The organism is Lentilitoribacter sp. Alg239-R112, from assembly GCF_900537175.1.
Classification (GTDB): Bacteria; Pseudomonadota; Alphaproteobacteria; order Rhizobiales; family Rhizobiaceae; genus Lentilitoribacter.
On the sequence record NZ_LS999835.1, the window covers coordinates 1 to 16,134 of the forward strand.

Below are 16,134 nucleotides of genomic sequence, written 5' to 3' on the forward strand. Positions count from 1 at the left end.
GCTTAGAATTAAGAACACAATCGGAAAAATAACACGAGCTGCAAGAAAAAGATTTAGAGCATTTTGGGTTCTGTATCCCGCTGAATGCAATTTTCTAGTGGTATTTTCATCTGCGAGAGCTTTACGCAAATTTAATTGATCAACAAGACGTCCAGCCGACTTATTATTTTCTTTCCGTAACGCCACCTTCTGATTCTTTGCAGCATTTTCTGATTGCATGCGTGCACGCTCGCGCGCACGGATCTCATCTCGCTCCAATGCGACAGATTTCATACGTGCGGCGGTATCGCTTTTTTCAAGAAACGGCATTGCCAAAGTCACACAGGTCGCAAAAACTGCGACCGCGACAAGCAGCGGAATCAGGAATTGAGGGTCGGTAAGAGTTGCAATCATTTTGTTACTTTCAAAACCTAAACTTCAAAATCAATCATCTTGCGCATAACCAACACGCCGATTGTCATCCAAACCAACGACACACCCATAATTAGGTGTCCGCGTTGGTCAGTAAACAAAATCATAATGTAATCACGTGAAGAAAGAAAAACCAGAAAACCAACAATAAATGGCAGAGCACCGATAATAACCGCGGATGCTTTTGCCTCCATCGACATCGCTTTTACTTTAGCTTTCATCGTTTTTCGTGCACGCAGAACGCTCGATAAATTGTCAAGAGCCTCAGATAGGTTACCACCGGCCTGTGCTTGAATATTAATAACAACAGCAAAAAAATTCACCTCTGGCACCGGAATGCGTTCATACATTCTACTGCAGGCTTCTGGAACACTCATCCCAACCTGTTGCGCTTCAACAATCTTTAAAAACTCAGATTTCACAGGCTCAGCGGCCTCAGAGGAAATCAATCTGATTGCGTCATTGAGAGGAAGACCGGACTTGATGGACCGGACCATTACATCTAGCGAATTCGGTAGTTCTTCCAAAAATGCTTTAAATCTTCGCTTTCGCAAAAAAGAAACGATCCAAAGCGGAACTCCGGCTGCAGATACGAATAAAACCCCCATTGATACGAGTGGGTTTTGACTTAGAAAGTATGTAACTACGCCACAAAAAAGGCCGAGAGCTAAACTAAGTACATAAAACTTCTCAATGCTTACTGTAAGGCCAGCTTGTGCTAACTTATCCTTTAGAGATGCAGTTTTTTTCTTCTTGGAATTCTGCTTATCTTCTAATTCCTTTAATGATTCCTGCACCGATTTCTTACGCTTGCTCATTTCAGCAATACGATCATTTGCAGCTTTTTTCTGAGCATAATTATTTGAGTTTGAGCCAGAAGACATTCGAGAAATACGCGTGTCGGCATGACGTTGAGCATCTATGGTATTGAAAAAAAACGCATAAATAGCTGCGCCAACCGCAACGGCAACTAATGCTACCAACATGACAAGTTTAATATCAAGTCCAAACATTATTCTACAACCCCTTGAAACTTGTGGCCGATCAGAATGGAGTTCATCACCTCATGGCCTCCATCCCATCAAGCGCTGCAGCTAGACGTTGCTCTTCGCTATACATGCGGGCCCGATCCCAGAATTGTGGCTTACCGATTCCGGTTGACCGATGCACACCGATCAGACGCCCATTGGCGTCTTCCCCGTCGATCTCATATTTCATAAGATCTTGAGTAACGATAACATCACCTTCCATGCCGACCACCTCGGTAATGTGCGTAATTCGGCGCGATCCATCACGAAGACGTGCCGCCTGAATGATAATATCAACGGAACCTGCAATAATTTCTCGAACGGTTTTGGCTGGTAATGTGTATCCACCCATTGCAATCATGGATTCCATGCGGCTCAAACATTCTCGCGGCGAGTTGGAGTGAATTGTACCCATCGAGCCATCGTGACCGGTATTCATTGCCTGAAACAGATCAAAAACTTCTGGTCCGCGAACCTCACCAACAATAATCCGTTCAGGGCGCATGCGAAGACAGTTTTTGATCAAATCACGCATGGTGATCTCGCCCTCGCCCTCGATATTTGGAGGTCTTGTTTCCAACCTCACTGTATGTGGTTGTTGCAACTGTAGCTCGGCGGTATCTTCACATGTGATAATACGCTCATCTCTATCAATATAGGCCGTCAAACAGTTCAAGAGAGTTGTTTTACCAGAACCCGTTCCGCCGGAAATAACAACGTTACATCGTACTCGCCCTATAATTTGCAACAATGTTGCACCTTCTGGCGTAATAGCTCCAAAATTAACGAGTTGTTCGAGTGTGAGTTTGTCTTTTTTAAATTTCCGAATTGTCAGCGCTGCGCCATCGATAGCTAATGGAGGTGCAATTACGTTTACACGAGAACCGTCAGGTAATCGCGCATCACAAATTGGGCTTGATTCATCAACCCGGCGACCAACTTGGCTCACAATTCTCTGACAAATAGATAATAACTGCCCGTTATCGCGGAAACGAATAGAAGATTCCTCAACCTTACCATTTACCTCGATATATGTTCGACCTGCTCCATTCACCATAATATCGGCAATATCATCACGAGCAAGCAATGGCTCCAGTGGTCCATAACCTAAAACATCATTACAGATATCATCAAGCAATTCCTCTTGCTCAGCGATCGACAATGCAAAATTTTTGATTGCAATGATATCATTGACGATGTCGCGAATTTCTTCACGCGCACTTTCGGTATCCAGCTTCGAAAGTTGAGATAAATCAATCGTATCAATGAGGGCTGAAAAGACTTGTGCCTTGGTATCATAGTAATTTTCATCACGCTCGGGCGCAATGCTGGGAGCCTGTGCTGGCGGTGCTTTTATTGGAGTCTCAACCTGAACTGGTACTGGCTCAGTTACCTTTGACACCGGAGCGCTAGACGCACGTTCCAGTACATCGGTAGAGTTACCTCCGAACTTTCCGCCATTTCCGCTTGTACTGCGTTTACCAAACATATTTCGGCCTCAAACTGCTTCCTTGAACTCTATCTACTTACCCAATTTCGATAACAAACCTGCTAATGGACTAGTTTTTTGCTTCTTCACTTCTGTTCGACCTGTCAATATGTGTGAAATCTGAGAAATTGTCTCTGCTGTTGGAGATTTAGGTTCCATTTCAGAAATCATCCTGCCACTATTTGCGGCGTTCCCAAACAGAGCTGCATCAAACGGAACAACAGCGAGAGGATCAACATCAAATGGATCACAAAAATCAGAAACACTAATTTCTGGTCGCTTAGGCATACCCACCTGATTGAGAATCAAATGTGGTATCGGGTCATTCGGACGTGCTTTGCCAAGAACATCAAAAATATTCTTGGCATTGCGCAAGTTTGCTAAATCGGGTGTCGCGCAAACCACAACTGTGTCAACAGCCGCAAGCAGTTTATGTGTCCATGCATTCCACACATGTGGGACATCAAAAATTGTGATTGGAGCAGATCTTTGCAATATCTCAATAACTGGCAAAAATGCATCTTCATCAATGTCAAATGTCTTATCCATCATAGAAGGAGCTGCCAATAATGACATATGCTCTGAACATTTTTCGAGCAACCTATCCATGTAAACATCATCAATACGAGTTTGAGAAAACAGAGCTTCGGCCATACCTTGCAACGGATCACAGTCGAAATTCAGATTTGCGGTTCCATATGCCAAATCAAGGTCAGCTAAAATTACTCCACTTGAGAACAGGTTTGAAATTCCCCAACCACAATTATGAGCTAATGTGGAAGCGCCTACGCCCCCTTTTGCACCAAAAAATGCGACGGTTTTACCAACTGGCTCAGCTTCAGGATCGACAAAAATTGATGCCATTGTATCAATTACATCTGCCATCGATACAGGCTTAACCATATATTCGGCAATACCATTGCGCATCAATTCACGGTACAGTCCGATATCATTATTATTCCCAATAACAACGACATGCGTATCGCGATCACACACGGATGCCAGTTTTTGCAACTCATCCATCAGGCCAGATCTATCTAAACTGCTTTCGATGACCAATAAGTTTGGTGTCGGCGAAGTTTCGAACATACTTGCAGCTGCTAATATACTCCCCTGATTAATTCTCATATTCACGTTTAGTAAACGCCGATCTTCTGCACAATTTTCCATAAGCTCAAGCAGGCTTGGCGTTTCGCAAAATGCATGAACAGATATGCGCGGTAGAGGACGAAGTGACGATACATCTTCGTGACCACTTACAACAGCATCTGCTTCTGGCTCAATATCATCCCGCTCGGGCTGTGCGTAATCTATACTCATAATTGGTCCTCAAATTCGGCCATACAAATGCAACACTTAAAGTCCTGCGCCATTGTCTTGATAAGATTTAATTGCATTGGCTCGGCGCGTGGCGTCAATCTGTGACATACTGCGCGGTGCAACCAGATCTAAAGGATTGGCTATCTGTGCAGCTAGATTGTTTTGCGTGGCACAACCAAAGTTTTCATAATTGGTATTTGTGTGTGTGTTTGCCAACATATCTTCATTCCAAACACCACATGGTCCAGTCGAAGCGGCTAAAGCTGTATAAACCACCTTGACAGGCGCAGCTCCACCTTCGGTCTCAGTTTCATAAGATGACACTGCGATCTGATGGCGCGGCACGCCAGAACTTGCCAAAGCGTTTGCAACCAAATTAGCATATTGTCCTGCTTTATGACTGTTCGAAGCACCCATTGGCTGCAATACTAAAATTTGACCTGCACTTGATTTCATATAATCGCGCGCAAACCCAGATATTGTGTCTTTTGCCTGATGTGTCATGCGCGTTGGGAAATTTCCTACAGGCAAATCAAGAATCATATCCTTGTCAGTTATCATGATTGGATGGCGGGCACGATAATCATCGGACACCGAACCAACCGTCAAACCTTTGTCTTGATTTGCACAACCGGCAAGTGCCGCAACGGTTACAACCGCCATTAATTTCAAAGTTAGCGAACTCAACTTGAAATTTGATGAATGCCCTTGCTTTTGACCTATCTTTATCATCATAAATGCGCCTTATTTGTAAATGAAGCCAACAGCGCCATGATACTGGCCAGCTGGACGCTTGGATTTCGATTTACCGTAGATCTTATTAACTCGTCCGAGGAAAAAACTTGCATAGTCACCGGCAGCGTTAAAATTATCATCTGGGCGTGCAAGATTTTGTCGAGCAACAGGTTTGACTAGATAAGGTGTTGCTATAATAACAAGCTCATTCTCGTTTCGCACAAAATCCTTTGAACGAAATAATGAACCAAGCACTGGGATCTTGGATACGCCAGGAAAGCCAGACATTGCTTGACGAATATTGTCCTTAACCAAACCAGCGATCACAAGTGAACCACCAGACGGCAACTCAACAGATGTTTCCGCTTCCCTTTTTCGTATTGACAGGAAGGTTGGTCCTAAACCATTAGTCCCTTGGCTAAGAGAAGTTGAGCCTTCAAACGTCGGTTCGGATACTTCAGTACGAACTTTGAGGCTTATGCGTCCGGGTGCGAGCACAACAGGCGTGAAGTTTAGTCGAATACCGTATTCAACTTTCTCGCTTGAGTAGGTACCGGATTGCTGATAGGCATTCCCATTTCGGTCAATCAGTGTTTCACCAGAGGAATATCCGCTTACCAAGTTAAAGTCACCACCGACAAAAAAGGAAGCCGGCTCACCAGAAATTGCAGTTAAACTCGGCTCTGCCAACGTACGCATAACACCGGCTTGTTCCATGGCGCTGAGATATCCAGAAATTGCTCCGCTACCAACTCTTCCACCTGCCCTGACAAAATTCCCGGTTGCAAGTTCTTTTCCTAGATTAGCTAAGTTTGTTACTCCGAAACTCCCGGCAGAATTGGCGCCACTTACGCTACCGACTGCATTTACACCAAGTTGTTTGAGAACAGTTCTACTTACTTCCGCGATTGTAACTTTAAGCGTTACCTGATCTTCACCGTCGATATTCAACAAGTTAACAATCTGGGAAGATTGACGTGCTTCAGCAGAAATATCAACATCACCGCCTTCAGCAGTAGCAGTTGTCAAGCGCGTTGTCGCTTCCCCACCTTTTACAAAGATTTCAGCCAGCCGAACAGCGCGTTGAGCGTCCTGAGGTGTTCTAACATTCCCGGTAAGAACAATATTATCCGAAATAATCTCGACAATAATTTCAGAGCCTGGAATAAATCTCTTCAAGTGTGAACTTAATCCGCTAACATCACGCTCGATGTTAACATTCAGATTAATAATCTCTTCTCCATTTTTGCCAAAAATGAAGATGTTTGTTTGGCCAACTGTTTTACCGAACAAATATATACGTCGTGACGAACGTGTAACTGCATCTGCAAGTTCTGGGTCAGCAACAAGAATGTCATGTGCATTCTTGGGAAGGTCTATGACAACAGCTTTATTCAGGCCAAGCTTAATTGCCTTGGATATACCGGGTCCGATATTGCGAATCTTAACGATAGCATTATTGGCCGCATAAGCTGGCTGAACATGAAAAACACTTGAGATAAGCAAAAATGAACCTGCCAAAGCAAGTTTTGAAATGAGAGATACTTGTCCCCAAACCTTAGTCATTTTGTTCCTAGAATTTAACAATAGTTATCTCCACTTATTCTTTGACTAAATCAGCTTGGCTAACTTTGCCGCTTCGAATAATTTTTACATCATCAGCACCAGAACCCGTTGTAACTAGATGTGACGCGCCGACCGTATCTTTCTCCGCAACGTCTGCAACAGAGCGAAGCGCAAGTGTGATGCGGTCTGCGATTTGCTGGCCAACAGCCATGATCTGCCCTTGTTCCGGAGTTAGCTCCAGTGTTGCAGTTGTTCCAACAGCGGTTCGGTTCCCTTCTGCATCTTCCTCAATGCGCTGATCAATGGCCAGAACACGAACATTCTCCAAGATATTTTCCGTATGAAATCCGTCACCTTGAGTTGCTCTTCGAACCATAATGACATCCACACGATCATTAGGGAGGATAAAACCACCGGCTCCTGTCGCTACGCTGATTGATGTCGCTACAGCACGCTTACCTGCGGGAAGTAGCGAAGACATAATGCGAGAAGATGAATCAACAATTTTTTCAGGTCGAATTGGCTCACCTTTAAAGATAGGCAATCTTACGATAACGCCAGCCATCTCCTGTACCGCTTCAGGACGAGCATCTTCAGTGATATAACCTTCAACGAGAGAATCTTCGGGCCAATTTTTCCATTCAATAAGCTCTGGATTTAGTCGTGCACCAACTGCAATACTTTCCTTCGCGACCATAACACGAGTGGTAGGAATACGCTCAATAACCGTGTTTTGAATTTCAGTTACAACGGTTTGGGGATTTCCAGATAATCCCATGGCTAACCATGCGGCAACACCTGCAGCTAATGCCGCAACTGCTATTATCATAACCCTCGTTTTTTTCATCACGAATCCTTAAAAGCATTTTCGCCCTTAAGAACAATTGCACTGGAAAGGTATATTTATGGTTAACAAATGCTTCTTGCATATGGTTAATAACTAGCTAATTCGCCATTTATCCGAAATTCACTCGAATATGGAATAAACTTGCAAGCAACATTTACAATTTTGCTTCTGAGAGCAAACTTCACATTAATTTTGAATTGAGAGTCCTATGTTCGAAATTCAACTATCCAAGAGCAAGAATAAAAATCTTCGTCTCTGGAAAGTTCAAAAGTGCCGCAGCGCTGATCGCCACGCCATATGGAACACCAGCTTTTGAGTCAGTTAAATGCAATGGGATAGGCAGAGCATTGACTATATACAACATCACTTGGGTTCTAAGAATAAGAATAATTATCGTTAATACACCACCCAAATACCCGACAAGCGTAAGATATTCTACAAGATCAAACCCAAAACCAAACCAAAGAGCACTTGCGGTTAGAATCTTAGCATCTCCCCCGCCCATAACATTCAGGGCAAAAAGAGCGAAGCAGACAGCAAAGACGCAAAATGCAGCAATAACACTCCAACCGATTGTCACAAAATCTAAACCAGCAACTGGCGCAAGTATAAAGTAACTGGCAGCTAATAACAGACTTACGCGATTGGGAATTGTCATAGACAATACGTCCGTCATTGCAGCCATGGCCATGCAAAGAGGAAATACAACCAAAATAGCTGCTTCTAACATTGTTTTCTCCAACTGATCAAAATACCCTAAGCCAGAAGAATTAATATTTTGAAAACTTGCTAGTAGGTAACATTATAAAAAAGCCACCTTGCGGTGGCTTCTTAAATACTTAACTAGTAGTGGCGCTTCTTATTTAGCTTTGTCAACTTCTGTAGAAAGTTTGGTAAATGTATTATCCAAAGCATTACCGAGGCTAGTTGCGCCAGTAATAATTGCAACAGCAATCAAACCTGCAATTAGACCGTATTCGATCGCAGTCGCACCAGATTCGTCGTTTTTAAAACGTTTAATAAGGTTAGTCATTTAAAACTCCTAAGTTCCATATATGGTTTTTCAGCACCCGCTAGTTTTCCACCAGTCGGTTAGCGACAAACTAGCAAGCAAGGTTTTCCATCCGATTAAAAAATATGGTTAAGAATAACTAAATGGAAAAAGATGGCATATTTTACAAGAATTACCCCCAAAAATTTAGCAGCTACAAAACTAGGAATGGATACTAAAAGACGGAAAACTGTAGTTTTCTTTATGAAATTCCTTATATTTAACTCTTCATTCACCATTAAAAGCGATCTTGTTTAAAAAATTGCATTCATTCGCGGACATATTTAGATGAGATCTTTTTCAGCAGCCAAAATTGTATTGAGCGCACTTGTTCTCACCTCAATGACTATAAATGTGCAAGCCAACGATATAATTAGTGTCTTCATGAATCATGCCCGAATACTGAAATTCGATGCGCCTGTATCAAGTGTTATTGTAGGAAACTCGGAAGTAGCTGATGTTACCGTGAGTGATCCAACCACAGTTATATTGACCGCAAAATCTTATGGTACGACGAATCTCGTGATTCTGGACAAGGACGGAGATGCCATCATTGATAAACGTATTGTTGTTTCTGTTGATGAAGAAAACAGTGTACGTGTGTTCAGACAGGTTGAACGTTCTGTTTTAACTTGCTCACCTATTTGTGAAAAACAGGGCGATGCGAGTAAATAGGTCTGCTTCAATAAAATTGAATACTCAGTCCGAATTCAACCAAACAGCTAACAATAAAAATTTAAATATTTCAGGTTACCTTTGATCAACACATTCTATTTAGAGTGTGGATAGTATGTGTTATTGGAGTAACAAGTGTGGCGTTGAAAATGTTCTCAAAGAGAATTTTAAGTCTCCGAAAAATTCGCAAATCTGAAAGCGGAAGCACCGCTATCGAATTTGGTATACTTGCTATTCCATTCTTCATGATCATATTTGCAACAGTTGAAACATTGCTTGCGTTCGCAGGAAATCAATTGTTGCAAAATGCAGTTGATACTGTGTCTCGCAAACTGCGAACTGGTGAGATTACGTTTAATGCAGGCAAACCTGCGACAGATAAGACTGAAATCCAGTTCAGAGAGTTATTCTGTAATGAAATCAGTATCATGCTATCCTGTGATCAATTGCCATCAGGCGATGAAAAACTTTTAATCGACCTGAAAACAGTTACTGGTTTTGCATCAATTGATACTGACATACCGACTGTTAGCAACGCTAAGTTTTCTCAGTTAGATACAACAGGTTTTAGCTATAATCCTGGCGGTGCAGGCTCGATCAACGTTCTTCGTGTTTACTACAAATGGGAAATTATGCTGGATCTAATTCGCCCATATATTACAAATGTGAGACCAGAAGATGGTTCAACATCCTACTTTCTCATGGTCGCGACAACCGCCTTCAAGAATGAGGAGTATCCATGATGAAAGCTCTCCCTTCAGACCACAAAGATCTTTTTGAAGAACAAAAAACCTCAAACTGGAAGAACAAAATCCAGAAACTTGCAAAACGGTTAATCAGAAATGAAGACGGAATTGGTGCAGTCGAATTTGCACTTTTGGTACCCGTTCTACTCGCGCTTTATGTGGGCGCTGTTGAACTATCGGTTGCAATGACGATCGATAAAAAAGTGTCAAAAGCTTCCGCAATTACGACGGACATACTTTCGCAAGGTGAAACTGTAAACAAAGCTGGTTTAGAAGAAATGGTGGGCGTCGCACAGAGTATTGTGGCACCCTATGATGCCTCAACATTGGGAATGCAGGTCATTGGAATAAACGTAGATTCTGCTGGAAAGCCAACGATTTCATGGTCGTGGAATGGCACAAGCTCAGCTCCGTTTCCCGTAGGAGAAGAAATTGTTATTCCAAAGGCCTATGAAATACCGGACACTTTTTTGCTAAAGACAACTGTTGATCTTGATTATAATTTACTTTTGCTAGCACCCAAAAAAGCTGGACTTGATTGGAATGACAAAGCAATCACGTTAACGAAAGAGTACTATCTTCATCAACGTGAAGCGAAAGTAATTGCGTGCAGTAACTGCTAAGGTTATCGCAACGTTGAGCGTAACTTTCCATCAATGATTGCTGGCACGCTGATTGAACTTAGGTTCAGTGCCGTCGATATGGCATTGTAATCACCCGGGTTTGCCCGCTCAAAGCCTCCGGAGAAATACGGCTCTATTATATCCAAAACCTCAGGTGATCTGCTGTTCACGTTCAACAGTAAATCCGTTAGTTCATCCGTTAACTCATCGGGAAGCGATCGGTGCACAACATGCGGACCGTGATGAATAATATTAGACCACCATACGACCATCGACGCATCAGTAGCTTGCAAGCGAGAATTGTAAATTTCACCAAACACCTTCTCAGAAGAAACAGCTTTGTCAAGTTTTGACGTCGGAACCCATCCAAAATAACCGTCAATATTACCACTTTCATAGGCGCTAACGACGTCTTCAACACTGCCTAGTTCTAAAAAGTTACTTTCGGCAATATCCCCATTTTCAATAGCTCTACTAGGGATAACCCAACCAGACATAGAATTCTTACGTGAAAAACCTATGCGAAGTTTCTTCCCGTTCGCATAATCCGTTTTTTTCTCATCACGTATTACGAGAACTGATCTAAAACCATTCGAACCCTTATCAGAAACAGGACGCGCAATTGCATGAAGACAACTGCAAATTTCATCCATTGTTGCATATGAGCGTGCCGAATGGATTGCATATTGGACACGGGCACTTCCATGAGCATCCATAAGCGAACCCAAAGATTTAAACCGTATAACCTCTACTTCAAGGCCCAGTTGACTGGTATAGAAATTTGAAAATTCAGCAATTGATTTCTCATTTTCAGCGATTGGGTGATTGTGTAAAACACCGATTCGCAAGATCTTCAACTCATTTTTCCAGGACGCGTGTGCGTGCTTGGTTATTGAAAGCCCAACGATGAGAGCAAACACAAATAGCATGCACATCGGGAAAATATGAATACGCTTTAACTTAAACATACACCTTTCTAACATTTATTACTCGAGGCGTGGAAAAATGCTTAATATATGGTAAACATGACTTCCTCCTCCCCAAAATCATCAATTACATCTGGGGAATGCATTCAAATATGTTGGATTGATCATTGTCGCGTGTTTTTATTTTAATTTTGGATTCTTTTGGTATAGGCGGAGCGCCTGATGCCAAAAAATTTGGCGACTTGGGTGCAAATACTCTTGGACATATCGCCAACAACTATCAGATCTCTCTACCAAATTTGGAAAAACTTGGACTTGCAAATGTTGCTCAACTAGCAACCGGGAAGATACCAATAGGCATGAAACCTGCCAGCAGTCCCAGCGGAATTTATGGTGCAGCATCCGAACTTTCAAATGGAAAAGATACGCCATCTGGCCATTGGGAAATAGCAGGACAGCCCGTTGATTTTGACTGGGGTTACTTCCCAAAAGAAGTTCCATGTTTTCCAGACAACTTGACGCAAGCTATATGCGAATTTCTATCCGTACCTGATGTCCTTGCGAATTGCCATGCATCCGGCACTGACATTATTCAACGTTGCGGTGTAGAACATATAAAAACCGGGCAACCAATTTGTTATACATCATCGGATTCCGTATTTCAGATTGCTGCGCATGAAGACATATTTGGTCTCGAAAAGCTCTATGGCCTTTGTGAGTTTGTGCGGATTGAGCTTGACCCTTTAAATATTGGGCGTGTTATCGCACGTCCATTTACCGGAGATTCACCACAGAATTTTGAGCGAACAGGCAATCGCCGCGATTTTTCCGTGTTGCCACCATCTCCTACTCTGCTAGATATTGCTAAGAATGCCGGCAGAAGTGTGATCAGCATAGGTAAAATTTCAGATATCTACGCACACCAAGGTGTCACGCAAACTCATAAAGCTGACGGCAACATGGCTTTGTTTGATAAAACACTTGAGATTGTGGCAAAGGCTGAAGAAGGCAACCTAACCATGACCAACTTCGTGGATTTCGATATGGTTTTTGGGCATCGTCGTGATGTTGAAGGTTACGGCAAAGCGCTTGAAGCATTTGATAAAAGACTTCCTGAAATCCAAAAACAATTGCGCGCTGACGATCTTGTTATCATTACTGCCGATCATGGTTGTGATCCAACGTGGCAAGGCACCGATCACACACGGGAACGTGTCCCTGTATTAGGATTTGGTCCCAACATAAAGTCTAAAAACATTGGTATTCGGACTAGTTTTGCAGATATTGGCGCAAGTGCGGCTGAACATTTATCACTTGAACCGACGGTATATGGAGTGAGTTTTTTATAATGAAACACGTACCAAAAGCCGAGCTTCATTGCCACATAGAAGGTGCTGTACTTCCAGAGTTGGCTATTCAACAAGCCATAAAATATCAAACCGATATTTCCGATATATTAGATGGTGATCATTATAAATGGCACGATTTTACGAGTTTTCTCAAAGCATATGACACAGTTGCCAACCTTTTTCGAGAAGAAGAAGATTATGCACAACTTGCCGAGACATATCTGAACAGCATTGCACAAACAGGTGCGATCTATAGTGAAATTTTCATCTCGCCAGACCACGCAATGGCAGCAGGCCTGCCACCAAAAGCCTATATAAGTGGGTTGGCTGAAGGTATTAGGCGTGCTGAAGCAAACACTGGAATTATCTGCCGGATGATCATTATTGGCGTGAGGCACCTAGGGGCAGAAAATGTTGAAAAAGCTGCAACCCTTGCAGCATCTAGACCACATGAACTGATCACAGGGTTTGGCATGGCAGGTGATGAGCGCTTTGGCAAGGTCAAGGATTTTGCTCGCGCTTTTGATATCGCGCGCGATGCTGATCTTGGCATAACCATCCACGCTGGAGAGCTTGATGGTGCGCATAGTGTACGAGATGCAGTAACGCATATCAAACCAACTCGAATTGGGCACGGTGTACGTGCAATCGAAGATATGGATCTGGTGAAGGAAATAGCAGACAAACAGATTGTGCTAGAAACCTGCCCTGGCTCAAACATCTCGCTCTCAGTATTTCCAAGTCTGGCTGCTCACCCGTTCAAGAAGCTAAAAGACGCCGGCGCGATCGTCACAATTAGTTCTGATGATCCGCCATATTTTGAAACATCGCTTTCTAAAGATTATGAGAATATAGCTTCAACATTCGGCTTTACCGACACCGAGATGACAGGCTTTACAGAAAACGCCATTCACGCGGCGTTTGTAGAGGATAAGATCAAAGACAAATTACTTGCTCAACTTGGCTTCAACACTTAGTAGAGAAAAACAGCAAATTGATAGAGGTTCAAAGATGAGTAACGCGATCGTAATTGACCACCCACTGGTTCAACATAAACTTACACTTATGCGGAAGAAGGATACATCAACTGGCAGCTTTCGCCGTCTATTGCGTGAGATTTCTACTCTTCTTTGTTATGAAGTAACACGAGATCTTAAACTCACTACGGCAACCATTGAAACTCCAATGACTGAAATGGAAGCACCGACTTTGGCAGGCAAAAAGTTAGTCTTTGCATCAATCTTGCGAGCGGGAAATGGCTTACTTGAAGGCATGCTCGACTTGGTGCCATCAGCTCGTGTTGCCCATATCGGTGTTTATCGTGATCATGACACGCTTGAGGCCATCGAATATTTCTACAAATCTCCTGATCTGCTGGACGAACGGCTTTGTATTGTTGTTGATCCAATGCTTGCAACAGGCAATTCATCGATTGCAGCCATTGATAAACTCAAGGAGCGGGGCGCTACAAATATTCGCTTCCTTTGCTTGCTCGCAGCACCTGAAGGTATTGAAAATTTCAACAAAGCTCATCCTGATGTACCGGTTTACACAGCTTCAATCGATAGTCATCTCAATGAACTGGGTTACATTATCCCAGGTCTAGGTGATGCAGGCGACCGTATATACGGCACGAAATAATTACCTAATAGTCCACATTGCTGTTTTGTAATTTTTGACTTGATTTTCATTGCCAAACTTTAATGCACATGAACGCATTGTAAGTGGTTTTTCTGTCCTGTTGCTTCCAGATTAAGGGGGCAACAGGAAAACAAAACAGAGGAATTACTAAAATGAAAAAGACACTTATTACAGCACTCGCTGCAACAATCGCCTTGGCTTCTGCATCAACATTTGCATATGCTGCAAAAGATGGCGACAAACGTGGCGGCGGTCGTCATGGCCCAAATATTGAGCGCATGTTGGAAAAATTAGACGCTAACAATGATGGCGACATTTCATTAGCTGAAATTAAAACACATCAGGAAAATATCTTCGCATCAGTCGATGCCGACGATGATAATTCACTCACTCAAGAAGAGTTTGAGATGATTTCGGAAATGCGCAAAGCCGAACGTGAAGCCAACAAACAACAGCGCACCGAAACTGCACAAAGCAACGATAATGATGGCAAACGTGGAGGTAAAGGTAAGCGTGGAGGTAAAAGAGGTCCAAGTTTTGACCGCCTTGATGCTGATAACTCTGGTGGCATAACACTGACAGAATTCACTGGTCATGCTGACAAGATGTTTAAACGCATGGACCGCAATTCAGATGGTGTGATTAATTCAGACGATATGAAACGTAAGAACGGTTAATATTCCAACTTTCTACCACAGAAGGCCGGTCTTGTTTTTTCAGGGACCGGCCTTTTGTTTAATGAAGAGACGCGTCTCTAATCTTTATAATGCTCTTCGATGATGTTCCAAGCCTCATCTGCCGTTTCGACAATTTTAAACAAGTCGGTATCATCCGGCGAGATAGTTCCAAAATCGGCCAATGCTTGAAAATTAAACATTGTATTCCAAAACTCTTTGCCGAATAGAATAACTGGAATGCGCTCCATACGGCCAGTTTGAATAAGTGTAAGAGATTCAAACAACTCGTCCATTGTGCCAAAACCACCCGGGAATACAGTGATGGCTTTTGCTCGCAATAGAAAATGCATTTTGCGAATCGCAAAATAGTGAAAATTCAACGAAAGGTCAGGCGTCACAAACTCATTCGGCGCTTGTTCGTGGGGTAGAACTATGTTGAGACCAATCGAAGGCGCGTCAACTTCATGTGCTCCTCGATTACCAGCTTCCATGACACCTGGACCACCACCGGTTACGACAACATACTCTGTATATTCCGTTTTTTTGGAAGCCTCTGAGCAAACGCGGGCAAACTTACGCGCCTCATCATAATATTTCGAGGATTTGGTGAGGTTTTCCTTCTGTATGTCATTTTTCGCCGCCCAAGGATCCTTACCCGGCTCAGGAATCCGTGCTCCACCAAACATCACAACAGTTGAGCAAATCCCATGCTCGCTCAAAGTGATCTCAGGCTTTAGAAGTTCCAGCTGCAATCGAACGGGGCGCGTTTCCTCACGGCACATGAAATCTTCATCGGCATAAGCAAGTCGATATGCAGGTGCTCTAGTCTGGGGTGTATCTGGCACCTCGCTTGCGCGTTTTTTATCAACGCCACTGCTTGGCAATGGATCCCAAATTTCTCTAATGCGTTTAGCCCACATGTGATGTCCTTCGATTTGATTTTATTATCAACTTCTCTGTTGTTTGGACTTATCATAGTTTGTCAGACATTGACCATGGCTTGAAGCTGCAATAGGACTGCATCAACGAAAATTAAACACCTTTCATGCA

The 16,134-nt window shown here is 43.0% G+C and carries 17 protein-coding genes and 1 pseudogene; 7 read left to right on the top strand and 11 right to left on the bottom strand.

The genetic code is table 11. The features are described 5' to 3' along the window. The 9 genes and pseudogenes from G3W54_RS16815 to G3W54_RS16855 form a co-directional block, all read right to left on the bottom strand. Positions 1–393, bottom strand: a pseudogene (locus tag G3W54_RS16815) (type II secretion system F family protein); the annotation flags it as partial. Between the two features lie 17 nt (positions 394–410). After that, positions 411–1,424, bottom strand: coding sequence for a type II secretion system F family protein (locus G3W54_RS16820; protein WP_162654477.1), 1,014 nt, complete (start codon positions 1,422–1,424; stop codon positions 411–413). Positions 1,425–1,470: 46 nt separating this feature from the next. Continuing rightward, on the bottom strand, positions 1,471–2,928 hold the full coding sequence (locus G3W54_RS16825) for a CpaF family protein (RefSeq protein WP_162654478.1): 1,458 nt from the start codon (positions 2,926–2,928) through the stop codon (positions 1,471–1,473). A gap of 33 nt (positions 2,929–2,961) precedes the next feature. Beyond that, positions 2,962–4,248, bottom strand: a complete 1,287-nt coding sequence (locus G3W54_RS16830; protein ID WP_162654479.1) for a CpaE family protein — start codon at positions 4,246–4,248, stop codon at positions 2,962–2,964. A 36-nt stretch (positions 4,249–4,284) separates the two neighbouring features. Continuing rightward, positions 4,285–4,983: a CpaD family pilus assembly protein gene (locus G3W54_RS16835; protein ID WP_162654480.1), complete on the bottom strand. Its 699-nt coding sequence runs from the start codon at positions 4,981–4,983 to the stop codon at positions 4,285–4,287. A gap of 9 nt (positions 4,984–4,992) precedes the next feature. Continuing rightward, entirely contained in the window at positions 4,993–6,549 is a 1,557-nt protein-coding gene (locus G3W54_RS16840) for a type II and III secretion system protein family protein (RefSeq protein ID WP_162654481.1), read from the bottom strand. A 34-nt stretch (positions 6,550–6,583) separates the two neighbouring features. Then, positions 6,584–7,396 (bottom strand): Flp pilus assembly protein CpaB, encoded by an 813-nt coding sequence (gene cpaB, locus G3W54_RS16845; RefSeq protein WP_162654482.1) that lies wholly within the window; start codon positions 7,394–7,396, stop codon positions 6,584–6,586. Positions 7,397–7,619: 223 nt separating this feature from the next. Next, the gene (locus G3W54_RS16850) at positions 7,620–8,126 is read right to left on the bottom strand and encodes a prepilin peptidase (RefSeq protein ID WP_162654483.1); all 507 of its coding nucleotides are present in this window, start codon (positions 8,124–8,126) and stop codon (positions 7,620–7,622) included. Between the two features lie 129 nt (positions 8,127–8,255). After that, a complete protein-coding gene (locus G3W54_RS16855) occupies positions 8,256–8,429 on the bottom strand; it encodes a Flp family type IVb pilin (protein WP_162654484.1) in 174 nt (57 codons plus the stop codon). A gap of 306 nt (positions 8,430–8,735) precedes the next feature. Here G3W54_RS16855 and G3W54_RS16860 point away from each other — a divergent pair, with 306 nt between their 5' ends. From G3W54_RS16860 to G3W54_RS16870, 3 genes are all read left to right on the top strand, one after another. Continuing rightward, entirely contained in the window at positions 8,736–9,122 is a 387-nt protein-coding gene (locus G3W54_RS16860) for a pilus assembly protein N-terminal domain-containing protein (RefSeq protein ID WP_162654485.1), read from the top strand. Between the two features lie 149 nt (positions 9,123–9,271). After that, positions 9,272–9,865, top strand: a complete 594-nt coding sequence (locus tag G3W54_RS16865; RefSeq protein ID WP_162654486.1) for a TadE/TadG family type IV pilus assembly protein — start codon at positions 9,272–9,274, stop codon at positions 9,863–9,865. Continuing rightward, on the top strand, positions 9,862–10,491 hold the full coding sequence (locus G3W54_RS16870) for a TadE/TadG family type IV pilus assembly protein (RefSeq protein ID WP_162654487.1): 630 nt from the start codon (positions 9,862–9,864) through the stop codon (positions 10,489–10,491). The genes G3W54_RS16865 and G3W54_RS16870 overlap by 4 nt, the downstream gene beginning before the upstream one ends. Positions 10,492–10,493: 2 nt before the next feature. On the opposite strand, the gene G3W54_RS16875 is transcribed toward G3W54_RS16870, so the two are convergent. Then, the gene (locus G3W54_RS16875) at positions 10,494–11,459 is read right to left on the bottom strand and encodes a PhnD/SsuA/transferrin family substrate-binding protein (protein ID WP_210253524.1); all 966 of its coding nucleotides are present in this window, start codon (positions 11,457–11,459) and stop codon (positions 10,494–10,496) included. Positions 11,460–11,584: 125 nt separating this feature from the next. Here G3W54_RS16875 and G3W54_RS16880 point away from each other — a divergent pair, with 125 nt between their 5' ends. The 4 genes from G3W54_RS16880 (at position 11,585) to G3W54_RS16895 (ending at position 15,084) form a co-directional block, all read left to right on the top strand. After that, positions 11,585–12,766, top strand: a complete 1,182-nt coding sequence (locus tag G3W54_RS16880) for a phosphopentomutase (protein ID WP_162654489.1) — start codon at positions 11,585–11,587, stop codon at positions 12,764–12,766. Continuing rightward, a complete protein-coding gene (locus G3W54_RS16885; RefSeq protein WP_162654874.1) occupies positions 12,763–13,743 on the top strand; it encodes an adenosine deaminase in 981 nt (326 codons plus the stop codon). The genes G3W54_RS16880 and G3W54_RS16885 overlap by 4 nt, the downstream gene beginning before the upstream one ends. A gap of 34 nt (positions 13,744–13,777) precedes the next feature. Beyond that, the gene (upp, locus tag G3W54_RS16890) at positions 13,778–14,407 is read left to right on the top strand and encodes a uracil phosphoribosyltransferase (RefSeq protein ID WP_162654490.1); all 630 of its coding nucleotides are present in this window, start codon (positions 13,778–13,780) and stop codon (positions 14,405–14,407) included. 152 nt (positions 14,408–14,559) lie between these two features. Next, on the top strand, positions 14,560–15,084 hold the full coding sequence (locus G3W54_RS16895; RefSeq protein WP_162654875.1) for a hypothetical protein: 525 nt from the start codon (positions 14,560–14,562) through the stop codon (positions 15,082–15,084). A gap of 77 nt (positions 15,085–15,161) precedes the next feature. Here the strand turns inward: G3W54_RS16895 and G3W54_RS16900 are convergent, their stop codons facing one another. After that, positions 15,162–16,004, bottom strand: coding sequence for an LOG family protein (locus tag G3W54_RS16900; protein ID WP_162654491.1), 843 nt, complete (start codon positions 16,002–16,004; stop codon positions 15,162–15,164). Positions 16,005–16,134: the final 130 nt, after the last annotated feature.